Annotated in this window: 29 protein-coding genes; 13 read left to right on the top strand and 16 right to left on the bottom strand. The window is 51.1% G+C overall.

All coding sequences use genetic code 11. The features are described from left to right. Positions 1-17: 17 nt before the first annotated feature. A complete protein-coding gene (locus IEY39_RS03690) occupies positions 18-2,006 on the bottom strand; it encodes an AAA domain-containing protein (protein ID WP_188928643.1) in 1,989 nt (662 codons plus the stop codon). A gap of 100 nt (positions 2,007-2,106) precedes the next feature. Here IEY39_RS03690 and IEY39_RS03685 point away from each other — a divergent pair, with 100 nt between their 5' ends. Next, positions 2,107-2,451, top strand: coding sequence for an ArsR/SmtB family transcription factor (locus IEY39_RS03685; RefSeq protein ID WP_188928641.1), 345 nt, complete (start codon positions 2,107-2,109; stop codon positions 2,449-2,451). Positions 2,452-2,513: 62 nt separating this feature from the next. On the opposite strand, the gene IEY39_RS03680 is transcribed toward IEY39_RS03685, so the two are convergent. The 4 genes from IEY39_RS03680 to IEY39_RS03665 are packed head-to-tail and all read right to left on the bottom strand — an operon-like array spanning position 2,514 to position 5,431. Further along, on the bottom strand, positions 2,514-3,182 hold the full coding sequence (locus IEY39_RS03680) for a DUF4097 family beta strand repeat-containing protein (RefSeq protein ID WP_188928639.1): 669 nt from the start codon (positions 3,180-3,182) through the stop codon (positions 2,514-2,516). A 47-nt stretch (positions 3,183-3,229) separates the two neighbouring features. Further along, positions 3,230-4,000: a DUF4097 family beta strand repeat-containing protein gene (locus tag IEY39_RS03675; RefSeq protein ID WP_188928637.1), complete on the bottom strand. Its 771-nt coding sequence runs from the start codon at positions 3,998-4,000 to the stop codon at positions 3,230-3,232. A gap of 42 nt (positions 4,001-4,042) precedes the next feature. Next, positions 4,043-4,879, bottom strand: a complete 837-nt coding sequence (locus IEY39_RS03670; RefSeq protein ID WP_188928636.1) for an anti-sigma factor family protein — start codon at positions 4,877-4,879, stop codon at positions 4,043-4,045. Positions 4,880-4,888: 9 nt separating this feature from the next. Further along, entirely contained in the window at positions 4,889-5,431 is a 543-nt protein-coding gene (locus tag IEY39_RS03665; RefSeq protein ID WP_188928634.1) for an RNA polymerase sigma factor, read from the bottom strand. Positions 5,432-5,551: 120 nt separating this feature from the next. On the opposite strand from IEY39_RS03665, the gene IEY39_RS03660 reads away from it, so the two are divergent. Both IEY39_RS03660 and IEY39_RS03655 read left to right on the top strand, forming a co-directional pair. Beyond that, positions 5,552-6,724 carry a helix-turn-helix domain-containing protein gene (locus tag IEY39_RS03660; protein ID WP_188928632.1) on the top strand — a complete coding sequence of 391 codons (1,173 nt, stop codon included), beginning with the start codon at positions 5,552-5,554 and terminating at the stop codon, positions 6,722-6,724. 65 nt (positions 6,725-6,789) lie between these two features. Continuing rightward, positions 6,790-9,006, top strand: a complete 2,217-nt coding sequence (locus IEY39_RS03655; RefSeq protein WP_188928630.1) for a M1 family metallopeptidase — start codon at positions 6,790-6,792, stop codon at positions 9,004-9,006. On the opposite strand, the gene IEY39_RS03650 is transcribed toward IEY39_RS03655, so the two are convergent. Continuing rightward, positions 8,979-9,473: a hypothetical protein gene (locus tag IEY39_RS03650; protein WP_188928628.1), complete on the bottom strand. Its 495-nt coding sequence runs from the start codon at positions 9,471-9,473 to the stop codon at positions 8,979-8,981. The genes IEY39_RS03655 and IEY39_RS03650 overlap by 28 nt on opposite strands. A gap of 48 nt (positions 9,474-9,521) precedes the next feature. Here IEY39_RS03650 and IEY39_RS03645 point away from each other — a divergent pair, with 48 nt between their 5' ends. Both IEY39_RS03645 and IEY39_RS03640 read left to right on the top strand, forming a co-directional pair. Then, positions 9,522-10,802 (top strand): RNA polymerase sigma factor, encoded by a 1,281-nt coding sequence (locus IEY39_RS03645; RefSeq protein ID WP_188928626.1) that lies wholly within the window; start codon positions 9,522-9,524, stop codon positions 10,800-10,802. 60 nt (positions 10,803-10,862) lie between these two features. After that, positions 10,863-11,249 carry a YciI family protein gene (locus tag IEY39_RS03640; RefSeq protein ID WP_188928624.1) on the top strand — a complete coding sequence of 129 codons (387 nt, stop codon included), beginning with the start codon at positions 10,863-10,865 and terminating at the stop codon, positions 11,247-11,249. Positions 11,250-11,602: 353 nt separating this feature from the next. On the opposite strand, the gene IEY39_RS30045 is transcribed toward IEY39_RS03640, so the two are convergent. The 3 genes from IEY39_RS30045 to IEY39_RS03625 all read right to left on the bottom strand — a co-directional run bounded on the left by IEY39_RS30045 (position 11,603) and on the right by IEY39_RS03625 (position 16,577). Continuing rightward, complete coding sequence (locus tag IEY39_RS30045; RefSeq protein ID WP_188928623.1) at positions 11,603-13,570, bottom strand: T9SS type A sorting domain-containing protein; 1,968 nt, start codon at positions 13,568-13,570, stop codon at positions 11,603-11,605. Between the two features lie 69 nt (positions 13,571-13,639). Further along, positions 13,640-15,394: a hypothetical protein gene (locus IEY39_RS03630; RefSeq protein ID WP_188928621.1), complete on the bottom strand. Its 1,755-nt coding sequence runs from the start codon at positions 15,392-15,394 to the stop codon at positions 13,640-13,642. Then, a complete protein-coding gene (locus IEY39_RS03625; protein ID WP_188928619.1) occupies positions 15,384-16,577 on the bottom strand; it encodes a winged helix-turn-helix domain-containing protein in 1,194 nt (397 codons plus the stop codon). Before IEY39_RS03625 ends, IEY39_RS03630 begins: the two co-directional genes overlap by 11 nt. A 43-nt stretch (positions 16,578-16,620) precedes the next feature. Here IEY39_RS03625 and IEY39_RS03620 point away from each other — a divergent pair, with 43 nt between their 5' ends. Beyond that, positions 16,621-17,334: a hypothetical protein gene (locus IEY39_RS03620; RefSeq protein WP_188928617.1), complete on the top strand. Its 714-nt coding sequence runs from the start codon at positions 16,621-16,623 to the stop codon at positions 17,332-17,334. A 24-nt stretch (positions 17,335-17,358) separates the two neighbouring features. Here IEY39_RS03620 and IEY39_RS03615 read toward each other — a convergent pair whose 3' ends face one another. Then, positions 17,359-17,853, bottom strand: coding sequence for a hypothetical protein (locus IEY39_RS03615; protein WP_188928615.1), 495 nt, complete (start codon positions 17,851-17,853; stop codon positions 17,359-17,361). A 147-nt stretch (positions 17,854-18,000) separates the two neighbouring features. Between IEY39_RS03615 and IEY39_RS03610 the strand changes: the two genes are divergently transcribed. The 4 genes from IEY39_RS03610 to IEY39_RS03595 are packed head-to-tail and all read left to right on the top strand — an operon-like array spanning position 18,001 to position 20,289. After that, positions 18,001-18,414, top strand: a complete 414-nt coding sequence (locus IEY39_RS03610) for a nuclear transport factor 2 family protein (RefSeq protein ID WP_188928613.1) — start codon at positions 18,001-18,003, stop codon at positions 18,412-18,414. Positions 18,415-18,425: 11 nt separating this feature from the next. After that, a complete protein-coding gene (locus IEY39_RS03605) occupies positions 18,426-18,812 on the top strand; it encodes a YciI family protein (protein ID WP_188928611.1) in 387 nt (128 codons plus the stop codon). Further along, positions 18,787-20,010, top strand: a complete 1,224-nt coding sequence (locus IEY39_RS03600) for an RNA polymerase sigma factor (RefSeq protein ID WP_308423203.1) — start codon at positions 18,787-18,789, stop codon at positions 20,008-20,010. Before IEY39_RS03605 ends, IEY39_RS03600 begins: the two co-directional genes overlap by 26 nt. Before the next feature lie 3 nt (positions 20,011-20,013). Beyond that, positions 20,014-20,289 carry a hypothetical protein gene (locus IEY39_RS03595; protein WP_188928607.1) on the top strand — a complete coding sequence of 92 codons (276 nt, stop codon included), beginning with the start codon at positions 20,014-20,016 and terminating at the stop codon, positions 20,287-20,289. Positions 20,290-20,294: 5 nt separating this feature from the next. Here the strand turns inward: IEY39_RS03595 and IEY39_RS03590 are convergent, their stop codons facing one another. Further along, the gene (locus IEY39_RS03590; RefSeq protein WP_188928605.1) at positions 20,295-20,531 is read right to left on the bottom strand and encodes an RNA recognition motif domain-containing protein; all 237 of its coding nucleotides are present in this window, start codon (positions 20,529-20,531) and stop codon (positions 20,295-20,297) included. A gap of 291 nt (positions 20,532-20,822) precedes the next feature. Here IEY39_RS03590 and IEY39_RS03585 point away from each other — a divergent pair, with 291 nt between their 5' ends. Further along, positions 20,823-21,092: a hypothetical protein gene (locus tag IEY39_RS03585; protein WP_188928603.1), complete on the top strand. Its 270-nt coding sequence runs from the start codon at positions 20,823-20,825 to the stop codon at positions 21,090-21,092. Positions 21,093-21,150: 58 nt separating this feature from the next. Continuing rightward, positions 21,151-21,432: an RNA-binding regulator gene (gene rbp / locus IEY39_RS03580; RefSeq protein WP_188928601.1), complete on the top strand. Its 282-nt coding sequence runs from the start codon at positions 21,151-21,153 to the stop codon at positions 21,430-21,432. 79 nt (positions 21,433-21,511) lie between these two features. Here rbp (IEY39_RS03580) and IEY39_RS03575 read toward each other — a convergent pair whose 3' ends face one another. Continuing rightward, the gene (locus IEY39_RS03575) at positions 21,512-21,784 is read right to left on the bottom strand and encodes a hypothetical protein (RefSeq protein ID WP_188928599.1); all 273 of its coding nucleotides are present in this window, start codon (positions 21,782-21,784) and stop codon (positions 21,512-21,514) included. 69 nt (positions 21,785-21,853) lie between these two features. Between IEY39_RS03575 and IEY39_RS03570 the strand changes: the two genes are divergently transcribed. After that, a complete protein-coding gene (locus tag IEY39_RS03570; protein ID WP_188928598.1) occupies positions 21,854-22,930 on the top strand; it encodes a 3-oxoacyl-ACP synthase III family protein in 1,077 nt (358 codons plus the stop codon). 28 nt (positions 22,931-22,958) lie between these two features. Here the strand turns inward: IEY39_RS03570 and IEY39_RS03565 are convergent, their stop codons facing one another. From IEY39_RS03565 to IEY39_RS03550, 4 genes are all read right to left on the bottom strand, one after another. Then, a complete protein-coding gene (locus IEY39_RS03565; RefSeq protein WP_188928596.1) occupies positions 22,959-23,207 on the bottom strand; it encodes an RNA recognition motif domain-containing protein in 249 nt (82 codons plus the stop codon). Positions 23,208-23,234: 27 nt separating this feature from the next. Next, a complete protein-coding gene (locus IEY39_RS03560) occupies positions 23,235-23,480 on the bottom strand; it encodes a short-chain dehydrogenase (protein ID WP_188928594.1) in 246 nt (81 codons plus the stop codon). A 29-nt stretch (positions 23,481-23,509) separates the two neighbouring features. Next, positions 23,510-23,824 (bottom strand): RNA-binding regulator, encoded by a 315-nt coding sequence (gene rbp, locus IEY39_RS03555; RefSeq protein WP_188928592.1) that lies wholly within the window; start codon positions 23,822-23,824, stop codon positions 23,510-23,512. Between the two features lie 265 nt (positions 23,825-24,089). Beyond that, a complete protein-coding gene (locus tag IEY39_RS03550; protein WP_188928590.1) occupies positions 24,090-26,282 on the bottom strand; it encodes a T9SS type A sorting domain-containing protein in 2,193 nt (730 codons plus the stop codon). Positions 26,283-26,482: the final 200 nt, after the last annotated feature.

Here is a 26,482-nt window from a genome sequence, read left to right as displayed (position 1 = left end):
TCGAGGGAGTTCGCGGCTCACCATTCGGCAAATTCCCAGGCGCTTTGGTAGGCCTCCAGCCGTTCGGCATAGGCGATGAAGCCCGCATAGAAGGGCAGGCGGGACAGGGTGGCGCTGTCGCCGATGACGACCAGTTTCTTGCGCGCTCTTGTCATCGCCACATTCATCCGGCGGATCTCCGAGAGGAAACCGATCCTGTTATCGGGGTTGCTCCTGGTCATCCCGATGTAGACGATATCGCGCTCCTGTCCCTGGAAGCTGTCGATGGTATTCACCGCGATCTTGTCCGCATAGGCTTTCAGTCCATCGGCTTGCCGTACAAGGTCTTGCAACAACTGCACCTGGTTACGATAGGGGGAGATGACGGCAAGGGCAGGGAAGTCGTCGATGGTATAGTGGGTGGATAGTTCCTTTATCAGCTGTGTGGCATGCCGGACGAGGAAGGCCCCTTCTTCGGGATTGGTCATACCCGTGCCTTCGGACCTTTCTTCAAAACCACAGCCCGCGGTGTCGATAAAGGAGAGAGGGGCGTCGCCCGGAAACAACGTGTGACCGGCAACGGTAGGGTGCGCTCTTAGCCGCTGCTGGTAGAACACTTCCGATGAATAACCCATGATCCGCGTATGCATCCGGTATTGTTCCTCCAGCAGGACGACGGCTTCGGGATAGCGGTTCACCAGTTTTTCCAGCAGGGTGACGGCAAGACCGCCGTCCTTCCCGTTGTTGAGGGCCTCCTGGCCCCGGGCTGCTTCTTCCGACTTTATCGTCGGCGGCAGCTGGCAGTGGTCGCCCGCGAGAATAAGCCGCTGCGCTTTAAGCACCGGGATCCAGCAGGCAGGCTCAAGGGCCTGACCCGCCTCGTCGATAACGGCCGTACGATACCGCAGACTACGGACAGTATAGTGATTGGCGCCTACCAGGGTGGCGGTAACTACCTGCGCCCGGGTCAGGATATCATCAATGATATATTGCTCCATGCTTTCGACCTCTCTGAGGATTTTGCGCGCTTCGTCGAACAGCGCCTTGCGTTGCTCACGCTCTGCCTGGCCGAAATTGCGTTTGTATTTGTGCGCCATATCCCTGAACTCCGCGGCTTTCTTTTTTAACCGTTTTATCTCCTTCACCGCAGTGTGTTCCGCCATCCTGCTGTCCAGCGTCAGCGATTGCAGCTGCTCCGACACTTTGGCCGGATTGCCGACCCGCAGGACGTTCAAACCGCTGTCCGACAATTTTTCGCTCAGGAGATCGACAGCTGTATTGCTGGGTGCGACGACGAGCACCGGTCCTTTGTCGCGGCCGACGAGCGCGCATATGGCCTGCACCAGCGTGGTCGTCTTGCCCGTGCCGGGAGGTCCGTGGACGATGGCCAGGTCTTCCGCGGCGAGAATTTTGTCCACCGCGGCTTGCTGTGAAGGGTTGAGGGCGGTCGTCGGGGCCGTGCCGTTGGGTTGACGGTAGGACGCCTGGGTCGGGTTGCCGGTGGGGTAGGGGAGCACACTGGTCGCAAAGCCCGGCGCCTGCTGCCCGGTGAGGACGCGGATAAGCCGTCCCTCCTCCGCCTTTTCTATAGTGGTGGCAGCGTGCCGCAGGGCGCTAAACATTTCAGTATAGCTGTTGTCGTCAAACAACAGGTCGATACCGAGTCTGCCGTCACGCGACCAGTCGGGTAATTCGTCGGTGCGTAGGGTCAGCCGTAAGCGGTTGCCGCCCTGGAAGGAGATGGTTCCTTCCACCCGATGGGTTTCCGCATCGTGATTGGAGAAGAGCGCCGCCTGGGCGCCAAAGCGCAGCTGATGGGGAAGGTCCTGGTTCGTCGTCCGTTCTACCTCTACCGTCAGGTAGTCGCCACGACCCAGCTCAGTGTCACGGATGACGACGGGAAACCAGGCCAGGCCGGCCTCCCGGCGCTGGGCTACTGTCGTAGACCGCGCGAGCTCTTCATACAAACGGCGGTCTTCCGACTGCTCTGTTTTCAAGAGGGTGGTCAGGTTCTTGAAATAATCCATCGGGCAAAGATACGCTACCGTGCTTTGCCGTCTGCGGCCGGGAAAAATTTGTTAATGCGGGTTGCATCCTTTAATTTGCAACCAAAAGGTTTCCTTTGGTATGCGCAGAGATGTATTCCAGGCCATAGCCGACCCCACCCGCCGGGAGATCATCGGCATGATCGCCCACCAGTCGCTAAATGTCAATGCCGTTGCGGGTAATTTCGATGTCAGTCGTACCGCGATCTACAAACACGTGAAGATACTCAGGGAGTGCGGGCTCATCGTCATAAAACAGCAGGGCCGCGAACGCTATTATGAGGCGCGGCTGGAGAAATTGCACGAGATCTCGGATTGGGTGGATCAGTACCGGCAATTCTGGAGCGCCCGGTTTGACGCGCTCGAAAATTACCTTAGTGAAATGCAAACGAAAAATAAAAAAAAGGGTAAGGGCCCGAGATCGTAAAAAGGGCCGGTCCGCTGTACCGGATCGACCCTTCAACCATTCAAAATATAAGAGCTGACGGATTAACTTTCTTTTCTGAAGAAGATATTTCCACTTATCGTCTCCAGATCTATGGGCTTTCCGCCACCGTTGAGATCGGCTCTCACCGAGCCGCCGCCTACCTGTCTGACCCGCCGGCTGGTGGAGGTTAATTCGATGTTGCTGTACATCGTCCCGCTGATGGTGTGCATCTTTACTTCGGCTTTCCTGTCCGGGGCGATGGACAGATCGATAAACCCGCTGATGCTGCGCGCCTTTATCTCGGCGGTATTACCCGTGATGACGATATTGCCATTGATCGTCTCTACGGAGAAGCCGGCATTTTCCGGGATATATACCTCATGGATGATCGTGCTGTTGTAGTTGCAGTAACAACAGCAGCAGTTGCCTGAATCCTTGCCGTGCCGCTGTAACTTTTTCGTCTCCAGCTTCCCCGACACATTGATCGTATTGCCCGTCTCGTCAAAGACCATGTTGTAGTCGTCGTTGTTCTGGTTGTCGTTGACGTTGATGGAGCTTTTGACATATACTTCGTTCTTCTTCCAGGTGATGATACGGATAGAATCCGAGATCTGGAAATTCATAGCGACGAAGTTATTGGGGGAAAAAGGAATATGCTTCTCGATGATCTTCTGCGCCTGCGTGGGCAGCAGGGCAAGAGTCAACAGTGTGATGAGAATACTGGTCTTCATAATCTGGTTTATTTTCTGGTTGACAAAAGTGTGTCGCCGGGGACGGATCAGCTTTTGCGCAGGTAGATATTCCCGCTGACGACATTGAGCCTTACCGCTGTACCGCCGCCGTTGAAGTCGGCCCGCAGCTTGCCACCGCCGATGCGCTTCATATCGTTGTTGGTGGGAAATTCGAAGTCCGAGTACATATTGCCAGAGACCGTACCCATTTCCACGCTAAAGGGGGTCTTGGCAGGCAGGGTCACGTCCACCTCACCACTGACGGAGGATATGGAGATGGGCTTGTCTTTGGCGACCTCGGTGAAGACGACATTCACATTGCCGCTGATGGTGGAGATGACGAGGGGACCCGTGACATTCTTGAGTGAGATATCGTGACATCCCTTGAATTCGACCTCGTTCTTGATGTTGGAGATAATCGTCTCGCCACCCTTGGGACAATCCCGGGTGATCTCCAGGGCCATATTCTCGGGAACCCTTATTTTATATTCCGCACTTTGGGTGATAGACAACAGACAACGAAGCGTGACCTTATTTCCGTTCTTTTCCATGGCGACTCCGACGCCCGTATTATCCGTGCCGGCGGCATAGATCGGTTTGAGCCCTTTTGCGCGATCGTTCTGTTCGAAGTGATGACCGGTGGTGATGATGATCTCGTTACCGCTATAGCCTTCGATAGGCAGCTCGCCGGTGAAGTCATCGAGGATCAGCTTGGCGTCTTTTGTATTCTCTACGGGGATCTTGTATTCCTGCGCACGGAGGATACCGGCAGTGCATAGGGACGCGACGAGGAGGAAGGTATACTTCATTTTTTTCATGTTTTTTATATTTTACTGTATTATAGACGAGTGAGCCACGGCTCAAAGCTCTTTGAGGCCTTTTTGCGCGGCGTCTTTTACTTCTTTGAGGGTCTTCTTATTGATGATGATCTCCTTTATCGGTGCGATGGCCTTTGTCTCTCTTTTTTCCGCCAGCAGGTTGATGAGCACCACCTGGATGATGGGTTCGGTCTGAATGCCCAGGGAAGATACCAGGGAATCCCGGACGGGGCGTCTGTCGGCAAACCGGGAAAGACTATAGAGGGCGGCGAGTCGCACGTTGACGTTCTTGTCGTGATTGAGCGAATTGAAGAGGGCATCGATCACCTGCTGATCGGGGTTGGCCATCTGCTCGGCATAGCTCACGGCCTTGATGCGCTGGCTGGCCGATTCGTCGTCGATGAGGGACAGCATATCCTTTTCCTTCATCTCTTTCTCCATCTTATTTACTTCTGTCCGCAACTTTGCGATCTCGGCGGTATTGCCGGTGTCCGGCGCTGACCTGATCGCCATCCCGATGGCTACCCCGCCGGCTACAAGTATAATGGCAGCGGCAACCCGGCCGGCGATGGCTGCTTTTGAGAGGGGGACGACCCTGGCGCGGGGTTTTTCCGCTATCCCGCGATCTTGCAGGATGTTGGCCATCGCCTCCATGTTGAGTTCGGACTGCAACATCGTATTGAAATTTTCGCGCAAGGCCGGCGATGGCATTTCCTGGTTGTTATTCTTCATTGCCGTAAGCAATACCTGTAATTCCTCCGCTTCCCGGCGGCATTCGCTGCAGGCGTCGATGTGCGCTTTTATCTGTGCGGCGGCGGGAGGGTGTAATGCCCCGTCCAGGTATTCGATCATCGCCGCTTGTACTTCCTTACAGTTCATGATTCTTGCTTACTGTTGTTTAAAATAAAGGGTCCTGAGCTGTTTGAGGGCCCGGTACACCTGTACTTTTATAGCCGCTACCGAGATGTCCTTGATCCTGGAGATCTCTTCGTATTTCAAACCCTGGTAGCGGCTGAGCACCAGGATCTCCCGCTGTTCGACCGGCAATCGGGCCAGGACTTCCTCCAGTCGCAGATACTGCTCTTCGGTATAGCCTGTTAGCCGATCGGCTATCTGGTCTTCTGTTTCTGCCGGGTCTGTCAGCCGGCCCGGGGTCTTTTGTTCCTGTTTACAAAAGTCGAAATGGACATTGCGTGCCATCCGGTAGATCCAGCTGCGGAAGCTGCCTTGTGAGGGCTCATAGCTTTGCCGGTAGCGGATGACGCGGTAGAATAGGTTTTGCGTCAGGTCTTCACTGGCGGCCCGGTCGACCGTCAGATGGAAGAAGAACCGGTATAGGGCCACGTGGTACCGGTCGAACAATACCGTCAGTTCGGACAGATGTCCTTCTTTTACCAGCAGCATTATCTTTTCGTCAGATAGTTCCGGCACCCGGGATAAAATTTTAGGTTTCTATATAGATTACTGCGGAAAGGCAAAAGGGTTACAGCCTGCCGGTCACTTTTTTTTTTATCGCACGGCCAGCCGTAAATTGGATACAAAATAGGTGGAATGACCCGAATTTTCAGCAGCTTTATCCTATTGGGGGCCCTTCAGGGGTTTATCGTCAGCGTATTGCTTGTTTCATCCGGCCGGCGGGACCCTGCGGGCGCCCAGTCTAAGCGCTTGCTGGCTATTGTTATCTTTTTGCTGGCCCTTTGCTGTCTGAACCTTTACCTGTTTGAACAGCCCGCGCTGCTGAATACTCCGATCGGCAACCTGCTGTCTGCGCTGATCCCCCTGGTGATCGCGATGCCTATCGGTCCGCTGTTCTATTTCTACATCCGGTCGTATGTCGAGCCGGAGTTTAGGATGAGCCGGAAATACCGGGTCCATTTTTATTCCGTGGTTGTCGACCTTTTCCAGCATGTTGCGGCCCTGTTGTTTATTATTGGCCTCATCACCGGGCTTTTGCCTCAGAGGAATTATCATTTTGGCGATTTTATGGACTATTATGATCAATATGCCGATATCCCTCGCTGGCTTTCGCTGGTGATCTATCTGTGCGTGTCGGCGCGTTATCTGAAAAGGGTGGGGAAGACGGCGGCTTCCGGGGCGGCTGGCGGGACTTTGGGGGGGCCGGCGGCGGCCTGGCCAAAGACACTGCTGCGGGTTTTTATCGCCTTTAGCATTCTCTGGCTGGTCTTCCTTATTCCCTACGAGTTGCCTCGTTATAGTGATGCGCTCATCAACCGTTTCGACTGGTATCCCCTCTACCTGCCTATTGTCCTGCTGATCTACTGGCTGGGCATAAAAGGCTATTTTATCAGCTACCGGCCTGCACCCGGTAAAAATCCGGCAGCACGGCCGGCGCTGGCTCCAAAAGCGGTGGAAGAGGCCGTCCTGGCTCTGAAAAAGGCCATGGAGGAAGAAAAATGCTGGCTCGACCCCGACCTTAGTCTCGCCCTGCTGGCCCAGCGGTGCGGCGTAGCACCCAAAACCCTTTCCGCCATCCTCAACCAGCATTTGGGAAAGGCCTTTAATGAATATGTCAACGAATACCGCATCGCTGCCGTCAAAGCGCGGCTGATGCAGCCGCAAAGCCGGGAACTGACCATCGCCGCCCTGGCGTATGAATGCGGTTTCAACTCCCTGCCTACGTTTCAGCGGGCGTTTAAATCCATCACCGGTCTTACGCCAAAAGAATATGGGCAAAAAGTCCTCGAAAAAACGGCAAACTCCTGATCAAATCCGGAATTGAATAGGCTACGGGCTCCGATTCGGCTTGTTTTGTGGCAAAAATAAATGCCATGAGATCGTTTGCCCTTCACTGTCTGTTCCTGCTCGTATCCATGCCAACGCTGGTTGCGCAAAAGGCTGCCCCTGTCGCCGACGACCGGGTAGGGATCTATCGTTCAGAAGACGACTTTTCCTTTGAATTCCATGTCTCGCGTGACGGGGACCAACTCCATCTACAGGTTATGAACCAGGGGAGATTATCCCTGATTCCCGTTTCGTCCACCAGTTTTGTGCTGAAAGGAGTAAGGCCAAAAGCGACGCTCGAATTCCTGAAGGATACTACCGGGCGCACCGTCCTTTGCCGCGTGCATCAGAAATTTCCCCCTTTCACCTGGGTGCGCATCGGTGAAAGCAGCAGTCCTGGTTCCAAAGAAGACGGGTTGGCGGGCCTTACCGGGGACTATCAATTACAGCCCAACCCTTACCGGGTATTTCATATCACAGAAAAAGCGGGCCGGCTATTCGGCCATATTGCTGACCAGGATGAGGTGCCCTTGCCACCCCTTGGGCACAACCGTTTTCGGTATACCTGGAAAGGAAAACAATATGACCTTGCGTTTGCCGTCAATGGGGAAGGACGGGCGGAGCGTCTCGTCTCCAGCGGTAATTACCCGGTCGACCTGCCGAAGATCTCGTCCACGCTGCCCCATGTCTCCAACCGCACCAATGGTTTTACCCATGCGGACACCCTGCTGGGGGCGCTTACCCCGCTGCGCAGCTGTTATGATGTGCTGTTTTACGACCTCGACCTGGTGGTGCTGCCTGACACGAAGTCTATCCGCGGCAGCAACCTCATCCGGTGGCGGACCGTGCAGTCCTTCAGGCGGATGCAAATAGACCTTTATGCCAACCTGCATATCGATTCCATCCTCTATCATGGTAGGGAAGTGGGGTATAGCCGGGAAGAGAATGCGGTGTTTATCGACCTTCCGGCAACGGTGGCTGAAGGCAGTATCGATGAGTTGCGGATCGTTTATTCCGGTATGCCGCTGGCGCCGGATATCGATGTCCTGAAAGGCGGCATCTTCTGGGTCTGGAACCGCGAAAAGAAGATATGGATCGAATCCGTCACCCAGGGCACCGGCGCCAGCGTATTCTGGCCCTGCAAGGACCATCTTTCCGACAGGCCCGACAGTATGCGCATCAGCGTTACCGTTCCAAGAGGGCTGATGGACATCTCCAACGGCAGGCTGCTTAGCAGGGTGGAGCTTCCCGGGGGGCAGACGCGGTTCGAATGGTATGTCGACTATCCCATCGTTACCTATGACGTCGTGATCAATATCGGCGACTATGTGGCATTTTCGGATACCTATGTGAGTGGCGCCGACAGCATTCCCCTCCATTTCTATTGTATGCCGTATAACCTGGACTCCGCCCGAAAACTTTTTGCCGATGCGAAGCGGATGCTGGGGCTCTATGAAAAGGAGTTCGGGCCTTATCCTTTCCGCCGCGACGGGTTTACGGTGATGGAATCCATTTACTCGATGGAACATCAATGTGCCGTGAGCATCGGATCATTCCGTGACCCTTTCAACAGCGATCGATATGATGGCGGTCTGCGAAGGATGATGTGGCATGAGAGCGCCCATGAATGGTGGGGCAACAGTGTTGGTTGCAGTGATTTTGCGGACATGTGGATACACGAGTCATTCGCCGACTACGCAGAAGTCCTTAACGACGAGTCTTTAAACGGCCGGCCGGCGGCATTGAAATACCTGTTCAAGGATCATCCGGGGAACAAAGAACCGATCATCGGCGTTTATAATGTCAACAATTTTCATATGGGGGACATGTACCTGAAGGGGTCGCTGCTGCTGACGACACTGCGGGATGTCATCGGCAACGACAGCCTATGGTTCACCATTTTCCGCACCATCCAGCAGCGCTTCCGCTATCAGCCGGTGAGAACCGAAGACATCATCGGGGTCTTTAATACTGTCACGGGGAAAGATTATACCTGGTTCTTCGATCAATATCTCCGTCATCCGGCTATCCCGGTGCTGGCGCTTACCTTTCAGCAGGAGGGCGACCGGCTTCGTGTAAAATATAAGTGGGAGGCGGATGTGTCGGATTTTCGCATGCCCATAAAAGTGACTACTGCAAAAGACAGCTTTGCCTTTATTTACCCGACCACGGCAGAGCAGACGATGGATATTCAAGGGATGACCCAAAAGGATTTTGCCGTCGATACGGCTGAGTTTTATGTTGGAGTGCGAGTCAGCCAATAGATTAGCAGGTTGTCGATGAGATGATCGATTTCCAGGAATTTGTCTGCCAGATGATGGATAGGCTCTTGCAGCAGCCCACCCCCGGTGGGTATCCAGCCTTGCATCAGGGTTTGGGGACCAAATTCTACGCTCACATTTGGCCAATGCCGGTCGTAAGGCTTGAATGCTTCCCTGAAGTCGGCGGCGAATGCCCTGCTGGTGATGGAATACCCCTTCCATTCCCGCAATTTCAGCGCATGGATGTTGTAGAGCAGCCGGTGGCCTTTTTCCGCCTGCTCATTCACCCATATGGAAAAGAAGATGGCCGCATTGGATGCCTTGTCCGACCAGGTGGGCTTATGCAGCTTCAGGGCAACGGATTGCAGCCACACGCCTGTTTCGACATCCAGCTGTTTCTGCTGAAGCGCGTGATGGTCGAGGCCTGCCGCCGCCTTCTGGAATTGTTCGAGATAATAAGGCGTGTCCATTAGTCAAAATACAGAAATTTCGGGAATAACTGTCTTATATTTGGCGCGGTGGACCAGCCAACCATACACCAGCTCGTGGACCATCTTTTCCGGCACGAGTCCGGGAAACTGGTAGCCGTCCTGACGCGCATCTTTGGGGTTGACAATATCGATCTGGCCGAGGATGTGGTGCAGGATTCCCTTGCGGAGGCGCTCGGCCAATGGCAGTACAGGGGCATCCCCGCAAACCCATCCGGCTGGCTTTTCCGGGTGGCCCGCAATAAGGCGCTTAACATCCTGCAACGACAGAAGTACCAACGAAAATATGTGTCCGGGGCCAGGCATGACCTATCATCCGATTCGTCCAGCGAATCTCTCCTGGAATCTTTCTTTTCCGAACAGGAGATACTGGACGACCAGCTGCGCATGATCTTCACCTGCTGCCACCCCGCGCTTTCCAAAGATTCCCAGGTTGCGCTTGCGCTAAAGACGCTTTGCGGATTTAGTGTACCCGAGATCGCCAGATCGTTCCTCACTACGGAAGAGAATATAAAAAAGCGCCTGACAAGAGCAAAACAGCATATCAGGGAAGCCTGCATCGCCTTTGATGTACCGGCGGGACTGGAATTAGACCGGCGGACGGGCACGGTGCTGGAAACGATCTATCTGTTGTTCAATGAAGGATACAGTGCTTCCGAAGGAGACGATATCATCCGTTGTGACCTTTGTGTGGAAGCGATAAGGCTGGCGGGAATGATGGAACAGCATCCCGCCATCCGGGATAAGTCGGATGTCTGCGCACTGCTCGCTTTGATGTATTGCAACGCTTCGAGATTCAAGGCAAGACAGGATGCGGAAGGCCGGCTATTGACCATGGCAGAGCAGAACCGGTCGCTTTGGGATAATTCCTTCATCGCAAAAGGCATTGAGTATTTACACCGGTCGACCCGTGATGGTCACCTCTCCGTTTACCAGTTGCTCGCGGCCATCTCTGCGCAGCACAATGTGGCTCCGGACTATGCCTCCACCGACTGGAAGAGCATCCTTATGCTTTACGACAACCTCATTACGATAGAGCATTCCCCGGTTGTCCTGTTGAACAGGGCCATCGCGCTTTCGAAGGTGGATGGCCCGGAAATGGCGTTGCAGGCATTAGAGCCGCTGAAGGAGGATCCAACCCTCTCGTCATATCACCTGTTTTACTCCACCCGGGCCGATCTCTACATGCAGCTGAACCGTTTTTCAGCCGCTGCGGACTGCCTGGAAAAAGCGATATCCTTTTCGACCCTGGAAAAGGAAACCGATCTGTTAAGAAGAAAGCTTCTTTCCTGTACGGAAAAAATAAGCTGAGACCGTGTCCCCTGCCGGAACTCCTGTTTGTCTATATAACCAAACAATAAAAATACAAAAATGGAAAAAGAATTTATGTTGCTGATCCACAATCAAATGGACAGCAAATCCCAACTTTCTGCGGAAGAGTCGCAGCGTTTTCTCAAGGACTGCATGGTCTACATCAACGACCTGATGAAGCAGGGAAAGCTCAAGGGTGCGCAGCCGCTTGTAAGAGAGGGAAAGATCATTTCAGGGTCGAAGGGAAGCTGGAAAGATGGGCCTTTTAACGAAACAAAGGAAGTGATTGTCGGCTACTACCATATTGTTGCCAAAGATCTCGATGAGGCCATCGCCATTGCAAAAGGCAACCCGGAATTTGTCTATACGTCGACGGCAAGGATCGAGGTCCGCCCGATAAAGATGGTGGAGCAGGAAACCGGATTTGTTTATCCAAAGGAAGGGTAGGGCAAAAAAAAAGCCGCCCTGTGTGAGCAGGGCGGCAAAGATCTTTTGTCAGGGAATCATCAACTTGGTTTTCCTGGACTGGACGTTGATCTTTAGGGTTTGGGTTCTGAAGGCTTCTTAGGGTTTGGATTCTCTCGGTTTTATTGGATTTGGAAGTTGCCTGGTTTTTTCAAGGGTCTTGGATAATTGCTTCGGAATTGGACGATTGGGTTTTGCTGGACTTGGATTTTCTTTTGCTGCTGATACAAAGGTGATAAAAACAGCTCGCAGAAAAGAATCTTTTCGTCCAACATTCATTTCTACCCGACGAAGGGACGATTTGCCCGACGAACGTTACTTTAATGGCTGGTGCGTTATTCATTCCTCTTTAGAAAAGGCTTCACCAGGCGCCTTCCTGCCGATTCCAGGACGAGGAAATAGGTGGCCGGGGCCAGTGTATTGAGGGCGACCGATATGGTGTTCAAGCCTCTGTGAAGCGTAACCGGCTTGATTAACAGGGATTGGCCCAGCGCATTGGAGACCGTGATAGCCGCATCTCCTCCTGAATTGGAAATAACGGTCATGGTCAGGTGGTCTGTGGCCGGATTGGGATAGAGACGGATAGACGCGGCATCCGGGCCTGGCATGCCGGGGACGGCGACGATGCGGGAATACGACCAATCTCCTGCGTCATCCTTCCACGCCAGCCGGTAGGCCACGGCTCCATCGATGTTGACTGCAGCATCGGTATATTGATAGTCTATCACCGCCTGCGAGCATGGAAGGGTCGCCAGGGAGTCAAAGTGGGCCAGGTCAGTCGATCGCTGGATGATAAAGCTGCGGATATCGGTGGCTGCTGCCGATGAAGAGAGCCCCCAGGTGAGGATGACGTCCTGGTCCCCGCGACTGGCGTTGAGATATTGCAAGGCCGGGGATGCGAGGATCGTACATACCGGTCCGGCGGAAACGGGGAGTGTATAGCCACTTTGACTCAGACCCGCTGCTCCGCTGGTGGCGCCGTTGGACGCTCCCTGGCAGGAGAGCTTGCTATTGCCCGAACTGACGACGCCATTGGCTCCTCCTGTTACCGTCGCGCTTACGGCGGCGGGAAAAACACCTCCTGCCGCCCAGATGATCCCGCCACCGCCACCCCCTCCCGGGCCTGTACAGTCATTCACCAGGTTGCTGGCGTCCGAACCGCGGCCCCCATAGGCTTGCGCTGTGATCGATCCTGTGATGGTAGCGGCATTCAATACGATGGTTCCCCCAGCACCTCCGCCTCCGCCGCCGTCTCCTTCCGCCTGGAGGGGATCGGTGTTGGTTGGGTTGGTGGGTCGAAGGCCATAGGCCAGCAATTGCCCTCCACCGCCTACGATGGTTGGGGCTGATAAAAAGATGATCCCGCCACCATTCGCCCCGGGTTCTCCCACCCCGTTGTTCTCCTGTCCGCTGCCGCCGCCACCGCCAAAGAATATGCGGTTGGCCGCGGTGCTATAGCCCAAGGCGGAAAGGGCAGCGCCGCCGATGCCAGGGTATTGGGCATGGCAGTCGAAGAAGGATTCACCTGTGCGTTGTCCACCCGCGCCACCCACGCCATAGTTGCCGCCGCCAGCCCCGCCCGAATTGCCATTATCACCGCCCCCACCGCCATTGGCCAGCTTTCCGCGGCCATATTCCTCATTGACGATATAGGCAGCAATCCCCTCGCCCTTCTTACCGCCGTTGTAATAGCCGGAAGCCGTCAAGCCAAAGTAATAGTCGCTCACGGTGACAGTCCAGTCGCAGTTGTAAGGGGGAATAGCATAGTTTACCAGGGCGCCTCCCTGGAATCCCTGGCCGCTGACGTTGATACCTGCATTCAGGTTGATGGTGCCGGTAGCCTCCAGCGCGACGATGCCTCCTGTACCGGTGGCCGGATTCCAGGATGCGCCGGTGACCGTGCCGGAGACCGTTAGGGAAGGAGAGGAGGGGACGGTGACCAGCTGCACCTGTCCTGTAGGGTCATAAGTGTGGACCATGGTATTTACCAGCCAGACCTGGTTTCCGCTGATCGAACAGATGGTATTGAGTTCGTAGCCCCCGGCATTGTTGAGCGTGGTGATGTCCCCATATCCGGAGGTATTGGTAGAAGTGATAACCGCACCTTTTGCCTGGTAAAGAAACACCCGTTGGCCCGCGGTGAGTCCCGCAGCATTGCTCACTGTCACCGTATTGGTGGCTGTATTCACCGCCGTGACCTGGTAATAGGAATTGACTGTGCCCGAGACGGTCTGTCCATGGGCGTTGCAATAATGGAAAACGATAAGAAGGAGATACACGACAACCCGTGCGTCGTTTTTCATATTTATTGGATATCCATAAAAATATAATATTTTTTTAATTTTTAAAAGCCAAATTTTAATTAGTTTAAGTCAAATCTTATATTTCTTAAAAATTTCCTGTACGGCTGCCGGGACGCCAAAGACGTACTGGACGGTCTGATCCCCTGTTTCGATAGAATTGAATCGTTTTGGGGAACCGGATCTTTCCATTAAATGATCCAACAGGGCGTTGACTGTCATGATATCATACCAGTCGCCCACATCCTGGGGTTTTGCTATGAATGCCTGGCCTTTGTAGACTACGGTTATGACATAGTTGAAGTTTTCTCCGCCTTTATCTGATCCGTCGTCCATCCACACCGTCATGTCCTTTAATTTTCCTTCGCACTTTTCGGCAAAGCGCTGCAACAGCTTGTCATAATCCACGGGTACAAAATCAGTTTCAGCGTCGAAATTCACGTACAGGTTTTGTGATTCCAATATCGCCAAGATAAACTGCTCCGGATCGTTGGAAGCGTCCTCCCTTGCTTTACGGAGGCTGGTAGGGTCAGGCGCTTTCCCGATGAGCTCTTTGCGGACCAGATCGGCTATAACCTGGTCGGATGAAAAATGGCTCAGCTCATAATATTTCTTTAACCGGCTGGCCACATCCGCATTCGATATTATGGCCGAACTGTTCTTCAGAAGATCGTCGGCCTTCAGATCGACAAAACTCCTGACCATCCGTTGAATGGCGTGATCAGCCGTGTCGTTTCTTTTGGCGAACTCTACCAATACTGCTTTCAGCATTTTATCATCCACATATTTCCTGTCGATGCTTTCAACAAGGTCAAGCCCGGTATAGAAATCATTTTCGCTTTTGAGGTATTGGTAGACCATTTCGATGTCCCGGGGACCCTCCAGCCGGATCAACGCTTTAACAGGACCAACAACACGGATATGCCGGTTTAAGATGTCCTTCGCGATGGGGATAACCTGTTGGTCTCCGTAATCGAAAAGGCATGCCAGCAAGCCCTCGGCAGCATCGCTTGTCATCGCCGAGTTTTTTAAGTCCTCGATCCTCTCGTCCGATATCAGCTTTTTCCGGTAGATTGCCAGGGCGATATCGGCTACGGCTTTTCTTACTTCGGGGCTGCCTTTCTCGCCGAACCCTTCCAACCCGGCGATGAGGCCATCCAATTCTTCCGGCGTCACACTGTTTTCCCTCACCCGCATCGCGACGTAATCCAGCGCTTTATGACTTTTGGCCTGCTTTCCGAGCCAAAAGAATATCCTCCCCGCATCGGTGGATTTGCCGGAAAGCAGCCTGGCTTCGAACTTCTCTTCATATCCCGGCAAGGCATTTATCCCTGCCAATTGTACGGCCTCTTTTTCAAAAACGGGATCATCCACCGCTTTCAAAATAAGATCGATGATACGCTGCTCTTTTATGGAATAATCTTCAGGATCATCATATTTTTTGCAGAGTCCGGCCAGCAATTGCCCCTTCTTGCGTTTGTCATTTCCCTTTAATATCTCTACTATGGCCGGGACCACGGTTTTGTCGCCGCTTTTATACGCTTCCGCCAGGCTCTTCTTTTTTTTCGCTTCGAGTTCGGCTATTTTTTGGATATGTATCTTTTCTTCGATCTCCTGTCGCAGGCGGGCAACCTCTTTTGGATCTGTGATCACCTGTATCATGGGGTGCTTGTTCCCTGTTTTGGCGTTGTCCTGATTTCTTAGTTCCCGGTTGATCAAGCTATCCATTTCTTCCTTTTTACTGTTTCCTTGTTGTCCGGAACAGCTCATGAAAGAATGTAAAAAGAGGACGGCCAGGGGCAGATAGGTCTGGAGTTTAGAGTGCATTCTTTATAGCGTTGAGATGCTGCTTGTTATTTGATTTTTTAATGATAATATCCCGGCACTGATTGAATCCGGCAAATGCTTTTATGGCATCAGTGATCTTGCCGATCGCATCATTTTTCCCTTTCACCTGCTCGAAGTGAAGATTGTGGACCACTAGCACCTTTTGTTTTCGATCGGCCTTTGAATCCATCCTGGCGACAAACGTGTCACCGACCAATACGGGCAATGAGAAATAGCCATATTTCCGCTTTGGTTCGGGGACAAAACACTCTATCTGGTAGTCGAAATCAAAAAAATCCCTTAACCGATGCCGGAAGACATTCAGTGTGTCGAACGGTGAAAGAATAAAGGCGTCATCGGACAATTCGATCTTTTTTTTCTTATAGCCTGGTAACATGTAGAGGGGGGCGGTTTTAAGACCCTCGATCGCAACTTTGCAAACCTCGCCTTCTTCTACCAGCTTTTCCACTTCGGTTCTTACCAAGTGGCCCTTTGCGTACCGGGCGCGCCACGCCATTTCTTTTACGTAGGCGATACCCAGGGATCTCAATCCGCGCCGGATAACATGCCTGGCAAATTCCTCCGGCGTCGGCATTGTCGTATCGATATCATCCGGAACCAGATTTTTTGGCAGATCGTATACTTTCTGGAAATCTTTTGTTCGCGTGGTCATCAGTCTTCCGTCCAGGTACAGCCGCTCGAGCGCCACCTTTGACGGCCGCCAATCCCACCAGCCTGCACTTGCTTCCAGGCGATCGTTTTCAAAATCCTTTACCATCAGCGGTCCTTCGCGTGCAATCCTGTCCAGAACCCGGGTCATGAGATTGCTCTCGGCCTGTGTCAGGGGTTTTCTGCTGGTTAAAAAGCCTTGCTTCACGGGCAGTGAAAAGCGGAAGTCGTGCATGGGCATGTATCCCGAGTCGGAGGTGAAGAATTCAAAAACCCTTCCATCCGCCTGCAGTTCGTCAAGCCATTCGGTTTTGTAGTCCGGTACGCGTGATGCGATGGCATGATGATGTGCGCGCTCAACGGTATAATTCGTATCGAGCTGGATAAAACCAAGGTGGTCGATGAGTTTGTAGACCCCCTCGCGACCCTTTCCAAATTGCGCCGGTCGGGACAACCCTGCCGCGTGGAGGATGATCTTTCTCGCTTGTGACCTGGTGAGGATAAGTTGATCCATACGTATTAGGCAAAATAACAAAATTTTTAGTAACTTTCTTTTCATGAGGATCATCTGTATCGTGATAGGGTTGCTGGCATGTTTTACCGTTCTGCATGCTCAATATACCGAACTCGACAATATCGGTTCTAATCCCAACCATCACTTAGGCATTTTGCCCATATTTTTCGCTAAAGATTCTGCCAAGGGAAGCCCTTATTTGGCCTTGGGCTGGCTTCGGGGGATGCTTGAGCTGACAAATCATAAACGATTGCCGGAACAGGGGCATGGCCTTTTTTTCAATTATGACAAGATGAATGAGCGGCTTTTCGCTACCGATGGGGTTAGTAAAACTTGGTTCTATCCACATGATTCGATCAGTAGTTTTTACCTCGTGGACAGCAACACCATTTACTGCTTTGAACGGGTTCCCTTGATCAGCCAGGCTCATTTTCTGCTGTCGCTGGTTAAATCGGAGAAGGGCTACTCCTTATACAAGCGATTAATTACAAAATTCATTGTGGCAGATTACAGAGATGAAGGGTATCTTGGTACGGGCAGGAGATTTGACCGATATACCGATTCTTATGAATACTATATTATTTATCCCGGCGATAGTACTTTCAAAAAATTGAATTTAACTGTACGTGCGATCAAAAAGGCCCTCCCATCGGAATCCTCCCGGCTAAATAAGTTCTTTTCTCAAAAAAGCGGACGCGTAGATGAGCACACTTTCGTTTTGCTCCTGCAAAATATAAATGATCAAAACGGTTTTTGATGGTTCCTTTTTGTCCCGGTGCCATCACCTGGCCCGGTCTTCGTAGATGCCGATCATAAGGAGCCATGCTCCCGAAATGAGGAAGGCGAATAAAACAATGATTGCGATAGCTGCGATGTAAAGCCCTGAGCTATATCCGAGAACAAGGAAAATTGCGCTTATAACCTCAGCGAGGTAACATATTGTGCCGCCTGCAAGTCGCGGCATTTTCAGTCCAATAGAACTCATACCCGATCTGATAGCTACAACATAGCCCCTGATGAAGATGACGGTTGCTATGAGCCAGAGAACAAGCCACTCAAAGCCGAGCATTCTAAGATATTGATTCCCAATAAGCCCAAAACTGCTTGCCATGAAAATTGCAGTGAAGCCCGTCAGCATGTTGATTGCCCGGTTTTTGTGTGTCGTGTTTCGGATAATGATCTCGTGATTGATCGACATCGCGACGAAAATCAGACCTGCAAGTGCCGCCGCGCCGCCACCAACCATTACAAAAAAGTTATTCCATTGCTCTGGCATAAGGCTATGCTTTATGCACGAATTTAAAGAAATATTGCGCTCTACATAGCAGGAGGCGCGGTTACAGCGGGTTGAGTCGCTGCTAAAAAATAATTGACCATTTTGTACGGAAAATCGGTTCCCGGTTGTCTTAGTATAAAATTGCTTATGAAATCGATGTTTCTGGCCTTCATGCTTTGTGGCCTGACTGTCGCCTGCAAAGCCCAAAATGCTGAAAAAATTATCAAGACTTACTTTTTGGGGTACGAAAAGAAAGATTGGAGCATCACTTCCAGCCAGCTTGCGGACGGGTTTACGTTCACGAGTCCCGCCCCCGATGACCACATCCCCCTTGACGTGTACAAACAGCGGTGCTGGCCGCAGTCGAAATTCATTAAAAAGTTCGATTTCATTGCCATTGTCCAGGAGGGTGACCATGCATTCGCCCTCTATACTGGCACTACCACCGACAACAAGGTTATCCGCAACACTGAATATTATACCTTCAGCAATGGAAAAATAAAATCCATTGAATGCTTTTTCGGTGGCTCGGGGGCGGGCTATCCCACTAATGCAAAGTAAATCAAAACATTATGGAAAAATTCCTATTCATTATCCGGGAGGACCTAAGCAAGCTCAAGCAGTGGAACGAAGAAGAGCGGTATAATGCCATTCGTGAAATGGATAAATGGGTGAAGTCCCTGGTTGAAAAGGGCAATTATATATCCGGCGATGCATTACGGATCAGCGGGTGCTACGTAAACAAAAGCCAGGTGCTTTCCGACGGGCCGTTCATTGAGGCGAAGGAAGGCATAAGCGGCATTATGTTTATGGAGGCAACCGATTTGCAGGATGCTACATCTCTGGCGCAAACCTGCAGCTTTGTTCAAAGCGGGGATATGGCCATTGAAGTCCGTCCCCTCATGGGCGTGAAAGATATAAGGGAATTAGGCAATGAAGGAAGAACAACAGGCAGTTGACAAATTGTACAAATCCCATTTTGGGAGGATGGTACAAGCCATGCTTCAGTTTTCAAGGGATTTGAACCTTGAAACGGCCGAAGACGTGGTACAGGATGCTTTTTATTCGGCGCTATCCACATGGGAACTTACAGGCATCCCGGATAATCCTGCAGGATGGGTGTATAAAGTCAGCAGAAACAATGCCCTCAATTTCCTTAAAAGGAATAAATCATTTAAAAACCCTTTCGGAGAAGATGATGCGATTGACGAGGGTGCGGAGCCGAACGAGGATATCTTCGATGATCGCAAAATGTACTTACTGTTTGCCTGCGCGCACCCCCGCCTGTCCTCGAAAATGCAGGTGTTAATCACCTTAAAATATGTGGCTAACCTTCGGGGGGAATCGCTGGCCAAGGCGTTGGGCATGACGGTTGACGGTATCGACAAGGTCCTGTCGCGGGCGAAAAGCCTCATCAGGATGGAAAACATATTTCTGAAAGAACCTACGCCCCAGCAATTGAAAACAAGATTGCCTATTGTACATAAGATCATTTATTTGATATTCAATGAAGGTTACCGGGCAGGAAGCGGAAAGGAGATCATCCGGGAGGACCTGTGCGAAGAAAGCCTGATCATGACAAAATCTTTACTGGACAATCACATTTGCAATGCGGAAACGGCTGCATTATATTCTTTGCTTTTGTTCAATGCAGCGAGACTGGGTGCGCGACTTACTGTGTCGGGAGAACTACTGGATCTCGAGGAGCAGGATAGGGCATTGTGGGACAGCGACTTGATCGCCCTTGGCCATTATTATTTCAACCAATCGCAAATCCCGGGGGAAATTTCTTCCTACCATTACGAAGCGGCGATTGCCTACCTCCATAGCCATGCAAAAAGTTTTGCGGATACCGATTGGGCGACCATCACTCAGTTATACACGAAGTTATTGCACGGCAACCCCAATCCCTTTATCTCGCTCAACTATGCCATTGCACTTTACTATGATGGCCAAAAGCTTTCTGCCTTTGACGTGCTGGAGGACTTGCGTAAGACTTTTCTTGAACAGTATTATTTATTGCATGCTACGTTGGGAAAATTGTATTTGTTGGAAGGGGAATGTGACAAGAGTGATTTTTATTTGAATAAGGCACTATCACTTACTTCTTTTCAGGCGGAGAAGGATTTTGTGAGGAAGATGTTGTTAAAAAATTGAGCTATGGACCAAGGGTTGATTCAGCAGGTTAAGCGGCTGTACGAGGAAAAGACAGGGTGGGGCGACAGCGATCTTTGGAGCAACCAGGATTTTCTGGAGCTAAGCGAGATGATCTTCGATAAGACAGGAATCGCGCTGAGCCATGTCACCCTGAAGCGAATTTGGGGAAAGGTGCGGTATGAAAGTCTGCCCCGTACCAATACCCTGAATACGATCGTGCGATTCCTGGGGTACTGGAACTGGCGGGAATTCCGCGTGAGGAATGCAGGGGCGGTGTAAGATGTTTAGCTGAACACTTCGTCTACCTCGATGTAGGAATTCATGAAGAGCAGCAGGTGCAACTTTCGGATAGCCTCTTTTCCACATAAATTATTCATTTCTATAAACCCTATCCTTCTTGAACGTCCCTTCGGATCGGAACTTTCTATCTTTGACGAGGTCACTTTTCCAAAAGGAAAGAAAAGCTCGGCAAGCTGCTTCTGCGTAGTCATCACGTTCAAATTGCCAATACGTATTTGCATTGCAAGGGAGTTTAGAAACTTATAAGGAAGCCATGTGAAAGGATTTAGGTAAGTTAACCAAAAAAAAGGTATTTACCTAATATTTGACTGCCCGCGGTAAAATAGCTGTTTTACAGAATTATCAGCTATTACGGAAATAAAGGTCTATCTTCGCTCTGCTATTTTGAGCCTCGCATCCAGTAACGGCAATTATCCTGCTCCGCACTTTAGTCGTTATTACTTTTTGCTTTCCTCAGATCGCCCGGATCGTTGGATGTATCAGCATACACGGCTTGTTTAAACAAGAAAAATATGGCAAAATTCAAATCAGAAGATACGCATAGCGACGCGCGGGAAAGGAATCAGGCTGAAGATCCGCTGAAAGTAGGAAAGATCGAGTATTTTGAAAAGTTCAGCGGTATGGGGCGTATTCTTCAAAGCGACGTTACAACGATCCCATTCCATAGCCGGCGGACGACTTATCCCGTCAGGGAAGGTGACGTGGTGAATTACCGGCTTGAAATGGGACCGTCAGGCTTGCAGGCCGTGGACATTGCCAAAAGGCCGGGACAGGCTTTCTGATGCTGATATCGCTGTCTTCCCAATGGAAGACTTGTTTTAATCTGTTAAATTTGTTTTTATGAATATGTATGTATCAAATTTGGGTTTCGGAGTGACAGACGGAGAATTAAAGTCTATGTTCAGCAAATATGGTGAAGTGACTTCTGTAAAAGTGATTACCGATAGAGAGACAGGAAGGTCGCGAGGATTTGCATTCGTGGAAATGGCCGATGAGGCAGCCGAAAAAGCAATGAGGGAACTCGATGGAACTCAGGCAGACGGAAGAACGATATCCGTCTCCAAAGCCAAGCCGAAATCGGACAGCGGCTCGTTCCAGCGCGATAGGGGCAACCGTTGGTAGCCCCCAATAAACCGGCAAGGACCGCAGCATTAAAGCCTCTGAAACGAAGTTCCGGGGGCTTTTTGAATTTCGGTTGTTACTAAATTGGTTTGTACTCTTCGTTCCGTTTGAATGCATCGAAAGCGGCATGCGTTTCCCGGAGGACATCATCCGGCAGGCCGTTCACTTTAAGGTGGTCCCAGGAAATTGATTCCGGTAGAAACTGTGCAAGGCTTTGGTAATGATTTCTAAGGTAATCGTGTTGCTCAGATGGCCAGCGTGCCGGCCCTTTTTTGAAAAAATCGATAAACTTTTCTTCGACTTGTTCGAAGTTGCTTTTCAATAGCTCGATGCCCGTAACTTTGTTAATCATGTAAAATATTATAGTTAAAGATAGATAAAGCAAATCACATACCGCTCTATTCTATTAACGTTTATAAATATGCATCGTTCAATAATCATTGGCTCCGGCGCGTGTATCCCTGAAAATATCATATGCAACAGCGATTTTCTATCGCACGAGTTTCATTCGCAAAACAGCGCCCCGGAAGAGAACACACCGGCCAGGATCATAAAAAAATTCGCTAAGATCACCGGTATCCTCGAGCGGCGCTACGCCCCGGAAGAACTTTCAGCTTCCCATTTAGCCGCAAAAGCAGCCGCAAAGGCCATTTCCGACAGTGGCATCGACAAGGAGTCACTGGACCAGGTTATCGTAGCCCACAACTTTGGCGACATGAAAAAGGGTGTGTCATCCCCTGATCTGGTTCCATCGCTGGCATCGAGGGTAAAAAGGCAACTGGGGATATCCAATCCTTCATGTGTGCCTTACGACCTGGTATTTGGCTGTCCTGGCTGGCTCCAGGGAATGATACATGCCGACGCTTTTTTCAAGGCAGGAATGGCGAAAACAGCATTGATCATCGGCGCCGAGACCCTGTCCCGCGTCCTCGATCCGCACGATCGCGACAGCATGATCTTTTCAGATGGGGCCGGGGCTATCGTGCTCAGTTATGAAGAGGTGAACGATCAAACGACAGGTCTTTTGTCTGCGAGTGTTCGTTCGGACTGCGGAGAGGAAACGGATTATATCTATATGGGAAATTCCCTGGGTGCCAAAAAAGCCACTCATACGCAATATTTGAAAATGAAAGGCCGTAAAGTATACGAATATGCACTACGGCACGTGCCCGTGGCAATGAAAGACTGTCTGGATAAGGCCGGTCATCCTATCGAACACCTGAAGGCCATATTTATTCACCAGGCCAACGAAAAAATGGATGAAGCGATAGTAAAAAGCTTTTACGGCTTATACGGCATTGACGAACCGCCTGCAACCATCATGCCTATGTGCATTCAGTGGTTAGGCAACAGTTCGGTCGCCACTATCCCAACATTATTCGACCTTGTGAGGAAATCATTATTGCCGGGATTCGAATTAAAAAAAGGCGACCTGGTACTTTTTGCCTCGGTAGGCGCCGGAATGAACATCAACGCAGTATGCTACGGCTATCACTGATGTTGCATGCGACACCCCTTTGATCGGCTCAGTATAGTACCGAAGGCAGCTCGCTTACAGAAATGATCTTTCCGTCAAAGGTCGTTTTATCAAGGGAAACTATAGCCTGCCTGGCCTCCGTCGATACGGGCATGCAAACCTCTCCACTCTTTAAGGATCGGCCATTCAATGAATTTCTATGTACTATTGCATAATCGACATTGCCATACTGAATGAACAATTTTCTTAATTCCGAGTCGGTTGTATTCAAGCTTATATTGGAGATCTTGATATTCATGCGTATTGAATTGACAATTCCTCGGATCTAACCTTTTGAGGAGAGCTTAGTGAATTCCTGGCCATTGAAGATGCGGGATAGGTTTATATCCTTCGAATTCTGGTATTCTTGTATTCTGTTTACGGATACGATACGCCAGAAATTTTTTTTCTTCAATTCGAAAAAGTCGGGAGCTTTGATAAATATACCTTCTACTGTTCTCGCCTTGAGAAAGACCTTGGAGAAGCAATCCTGCTCGTTGTCAATGAAGCGCTCTATCTGCTCAATGGTCATAATGAAAGTTTTTCTGTATGCGGGAGAGATTAATAAATAGTCTGATTGTAACTTTGGGAATTATTGTAATTCCTTTCACTGGGGTTGTTAAACTTCCCTTCCGGCTTAGGGTTGGCTTCGTTGACCTTTAGAGGCCGGCCTTCTACCGTAGCGCCATTCAGCTCTGCAATGGCCTTTCTGCCGGCTGCATCATCGGTCATCTCCACAAATCCAAAACCACGCGATCTATCCGTCATCTTATCCACAATAATTCTCGCAGAGCTGACTTCTCCAAAAGAAACGAAGAGTTCTTTAAGATCTTCGTCCCGCAGTTCGAAGCTCAAATTGGCAACATAGATGTTCATAACACAATAATTAAAGAAATAAAATGTAATGAGAAGGCAAGAAGCAGAGACTAACTAGCAGAAGAAAAATGACTGGATAATTAATATATACCGATGCAGACTCAAATAACGCTGCAAATGTACACTTTATTTGGCGGATGGGAATTATATCTATTCCGGGCCTCCGGAGATGACTTGTGCCCGGAACAGGAATTGTATCTAATTGGATTTCAATGTTATAGGCCGCCCCGTCAGGGGCGGCCTAATCTTATTGGTCAAACTACACTTAGTGTCCAGGCATCAACAGCATCTTACTCGTATACACTTTCCCATCTGCTCTGATGATACAATAATGCATACCCGCCGCAAGTCCGCCGGTACCCATCGTCAATTTGTAGGACTGGTTCGCCTCCACACTATTCTGGAACAACACCTGTTCCCGCACACCCAGTGAATTGAAGATCTCTGCACTCACCTGCGACGTCGTAGGCGACTTGAACTCGATATACGCCACCGTGCTCACGGGGTTGGGATATATTTTGTAGGTAAACGGTGTCACTGCAACGGGATCCTGCCCACTTTTCGCAAAATTGGCAGCTGCTCTTCCTGTTGACAACACCCGCGCCACGCTGGAGCAGCCGGTGAAATCTGCAGCTACAGTGGTCGTGGCTGTGGTGATACACCCGTTGATCGAGCTGCTCACCGTCAGCACGTATGTGCCGGAATCGGTAGCCATGTTAGACACCTGTTCGGGATCGAAGAACCCGTTGGGGCCCGACCAGCTGTAGGTTACATTCGGCGTCGTCGAAGCGCCCGTCAGCGTTACCGTAGTAACCGTACAGGTGAGTTCATTCGAATTGGTAGCCGTTACACCTTTCGGCGTAACTGTATCCGCCACCACCGTGAGCGACTTGCTTGCCGTACAACCGTTGGCAGGGTTCGTTACGGTGAGGTTGAACACTCCGCCCACCGTTGCCGTTGCCGACCTGGCGGATGAGGTGAAGTTGCCCGGACCCGTCCACGCATACGTGGCGCCCGTGGTGGACGAATTACCCGTTATCGTCACGCTTGGCGTGAAACACGACAGCGTATTCGAGACATTCGCCGTCACCCCGATGGGGAGGTCGATGTTCTGCGTCACCGCACTCGCAGCCATGACAGAAGAACAGCCGTTGCTGGTTTTGGTAACCGTCAGGACATAGCTTCCCGGCGCAGTTACTGTAGCCGATTGCCCGGTGGAAGCGAAACTATTGGGCCCTGCCCAGGCATAGGTGACGCCCGATGTGTTAGAGTTTCCGGTGAGGACGACATTGGGATTGCTGCAGGTCAGTACCGCATTGGCGGGGACGCTGCTCGTCGTTATTGCCGCCGGATGCACCGTATCCTGCGTTACGATGGCCGCAGCGGTAGAGGAGCAGCCATTGGTTGGGTCCGTTGCCGTTACTGTATAGGTACCCGGCGCCAACACGGACGTATTGGCACCTGTAGCCGTGAACCCATTGGGACCCGCCCAGCCGTAATTGGCTCCTGCTACGGAACAGTTGGCAGTGAAGGCAATGCTGCTGTCGGTACAGGTCAGCAGCAAGGTGCCAGGGCTGCTGGATATCGCGAGGTTTGCCGGGGCAGTAGTACTCTGCACCACTGTGACAGTAGCCGCAGCAGTACATCCAAAAGAAGAACTGGAATTAGCCGCCGTCAGCGTATACGTTCCAGCTGTCGTAGCCGTCACGGATGAACCAGAAGCGGTGAAACCGCCCGGTCCCGCCCAGGTGTAAGTAGCGCCCGAATTATTGGAGGAGCCTGTGAGCGTCACGCTGGCGTTATTACAGGTCAACGAACCCGAAGTCGTGGCCGTAACGTCACCTGGTGCGGTAAGGATCCGCGACACGGTAGTGTTTGCGCTCGCAGTACAACCGGTTGGGGTATAGGTGGCCGTGACGGTATATATACCGGGAGCAGCATAGTAGACCGTAGCTGATGTACCCGTAGCCGTGAACCCGTTCGGCCCTGTCCAGGCAAAGGTGACTCCTAAATTAGTGGTAGAAGATCCGTTCAAAAAGACGGTGTTGCCAGAACAGGTGATTTCACCTACATGCGAGGCTGTAACTCCGGTCGGCACCGTGAGTGTCTGTACCACAGTGGTAAGAGTAGTTGTAGTACATCCTGTAGTAGGGTCGGTCGCTGTAAGGATATACGTACCAGGGCGCGTCACGGTTGTCGAAGCGCCGGTGGCGCTAAAATTGGCAACATTCCCTGTCCCTGTCCAGACGTAGGTGACACCTGCAGAGGCCGGCGACGCGTTCAGTGTGACAGTGGTGATGTTACAGGTCAACGGCCCGGTATTGCTGGCCGTTACAGTTGGACAGGACCCGGATTCAGCGTCACCGGAAGTAGTGTTACTGTAAGCACTGAGTGAAGAGAGTAAAATGAAAGATATAATGGCTACACTATATCTTGCGCGAAGTAAAGAAATTTTCATATGTATTGGTTTAGATAATAATACTAACTATATACAATAAGTGCTTCGCCGAAATTAGTGAATTTAAGCGCAGCAGCCTTACTGCATTCTGCATAAACATGCCCCGGGAAGGCAGGCTTCCTGGCATGTAGAATTAGAGTATATTTAATGAGTGAAGATTCAGGTATAAGCTGCGATCAGTCGTAATAAACAAATGAATA

It is taken from the genome of Puia dinghuensis, from assembly GCF_014642875.1.
Classification (GTDB): domain Bacteria; phylum Bacteroidota; class Bacteroidia; order Chitinophagales; family Chitinophagaceae; genus Puia; species Puia dinghuensis.
The sequence above is the reverse complement of the archived record's forward strand: the minus strand, read 5'-3'. Positions and strand labels throughout refer to the sequence as shown.

What these genes read in the sequence shown, in the direction of transcription:
- IEY39_RS03690 (WP_188928643.1), bottom strand. Translation starts at nt 2,006, where the DNA reads ATGGATTATTTCAAGAACCTGACCACCCTCTTGAAAACAGAGCAGTCG.
- IEY39_RS03685 (WP_188928641.1), top strand. Translation starts at nt 2,107, where the DNA reads ATGCGCAGAGATGTATTCCAGGCCATAGCCGACCCCACCCGCCGGGAG.
- IEY39_RS03680 (WP_188928639.1), bottom strand. Translation starts at nt 3,182, where the DNA reads ATGAAGACCAGTATTCTCATCACACTGTTGACTCTTGCCCTGCTGCCC.
- IEY39_RS03675 (WP_188928637.1), bottom strand. Translation starts at nt 4,000, where the DNA reads ATGAAAAAAATGAAGTATACCTTCCTCCTCGTCGCGTCCCTATGCACT.
- IEY39_RS03670 (WP_188928636.1), bottom strand. Translation starts at nt 4,879, where the DNA reads ATGAACTGTAAGGAAGTACAAGCGGCGATGATCGAATACCTGGACGGG.
- IEY39_RS03660 (WP_188928632.1), top strand. Translation starts at nt 5,552, where the DNA reads ATGACCCGAATTTTCAGCAGCTTTATCCTATTGGGGGCCCTTCAGGGG.
- IEY39_RS03655 (WP_188928630.1), top strand. Translation starts at nt 6,790, where the DNA reads ATGAGATCGTTTGCCCTTCACTGTCTGTTCCTGCTCGTATCCATGCCA.
- IEY39_RS03650 (WP_188928628.1), bottom strand. Translation starts at nt 9,473, where the DNA reads ATGGACACGCCTTATTATCTCGAACAATTCCAGAAGGCGGCGGCAGGC.
- IEY39_RS03640 (WP_188928624.1), top strand. Translation starts at nt 10,863, where the DNA reads ATGGAAAAAGAATTTATGTTGCTGATCCACAATCAAATGGACAGCAAA.
- IEY39_RS30045 (WP_188928623.1), bottom strand. Translation starts at nt 13,570, where the DNA reads ATGAAAAACGACGCACGGGTTGTCGTGTATCTCCTTCTTATCGTTTTC.
- IEY39_RS03630 (WP_188928621.1), bottom strand. Translation starts at nt 15,394, where the DNA reads ATGCACTCTAAACTCCAGACCTATCTGCCCCTGGCCGTCCTCTTTTTA.
- IEY39_RS03625 (WP_188928619.1), bottom strand. Translation starts at nt 16,577, where the DNA reads ATGGATCAACTTATCCTCACCAGGTCACAAGCGAGAAAGATCATCCTC.
- IEY39_RS03620 (WP_188928617.1), top strand. Translation starts at nt 16,621, where the DNA reads ATGAGGATCATCTGTATCGTGATAGGGTTGCTGGCATGTTTTACCGTT.
- IEY39_RS03615 (WP_188928615.1), bottom strand. Translation starts at nt 17,853, where the DNA reads ATGCCAGAGCAATGGAATAACTTTTTTGTAATGGTTGGTGGCGGCGCG.
- IEY39_RS03610 (WP_188928613.1), top strand. Translation starts at nt 18,001, where the DNA reads ATGAAATCGATGTTTCTGGCCTTCATGCTTTGTGGCCTGACTGTCGCC.
- IEY39_RS03605 (WP_188928611.1), top strand. Translation starts at nt 18,426, where the DNA reads ATGGAAAAATTCCTATTCATTATCCGGGAGGACCTAAGCAAGCTCAAG.
- IEY39_RS03600 (WP_308423203.1), top strand. Translation starts at nt 18,787, where the DNA reads ATGAAGGAAGAACAACAGGCAGTTGACAAATTGTACAAATCCCATTTT.
- IEY39_RS03595 (WP_188928607.1), top strand. Translation starts at nt 20,014, where the DNA reads ATGGACCAAGGGTTGATTCAGCAGGTTAAGCGGCTGTACGAGGAAAAG.
- IEY39_RS03590 (WP_188928605.1), bottom strand. Translation starts at nt 20,531, where the DNA reads ATGCAAATACGTATTGGCAATTTGAACGTGATGACTACGCAGAAGCAG.
- IEY39_RS03585 (WP_188928603.1), top strand. Translation starts at nt 20,823, where the DNA reads ATGGCAAAATTCAAATCAGAAGATACGCATAGCGACGCGCGGGAAAGG.
- rbp (WP_188928601.1), top strand. Translation starts at nt 21,151, where the DNA reads ATGAATATGTATGTATCAAATTTGGGTTTCGGAGTGACAGACGGAGAA.
- IEY39_RS03575 (WP_188928599.1), bottom strand. Translation starts at nt 21,784, where the DNA reads ATGATTAACAAAGTTACGGGCATCGAGCTATTGAAAAGCAACTTCGAA.
- IEY39_RS03570 (WP_188928598.1), top strand. Translation starts at nt 21,854, where the DNA reads ATGCATCGTTCAATAATCATTGGCTCCGGCGCGTGTATCCCTGAAAAT.
- IEY39_RS03565 (WP_188928596.1), bottom strand. Translation starts at nt 23,207, where the DNA reads ATGAATATCAAGATCTCCAATATAAGCTTGAATACAACCGACTCGGAA.
- IEY39_RS03560 (WP_188928594.1), bottom strand. Translation starts at nt 23,480, where the DNA reads ATGACCATTGAGCAGATAGAGCGCTTCATTGACAACGAGCAGGATTGC.
- rbp (WP_188928592.1), bottom strand. Translation starts at nt 23,824, where the DNA reads ATGAACATCTATGTTGCCAATTTGAGCTTCGAACTGCGGGACGAAGAT.
- IEY39_RS03550 (WP_188928590.1), bottom strand. Translation starts at nt 26,282, where the DNA reads ATGAAAATTTCTTTACTTCGCGCAAGATATAGTGTAGCCATTATATCT.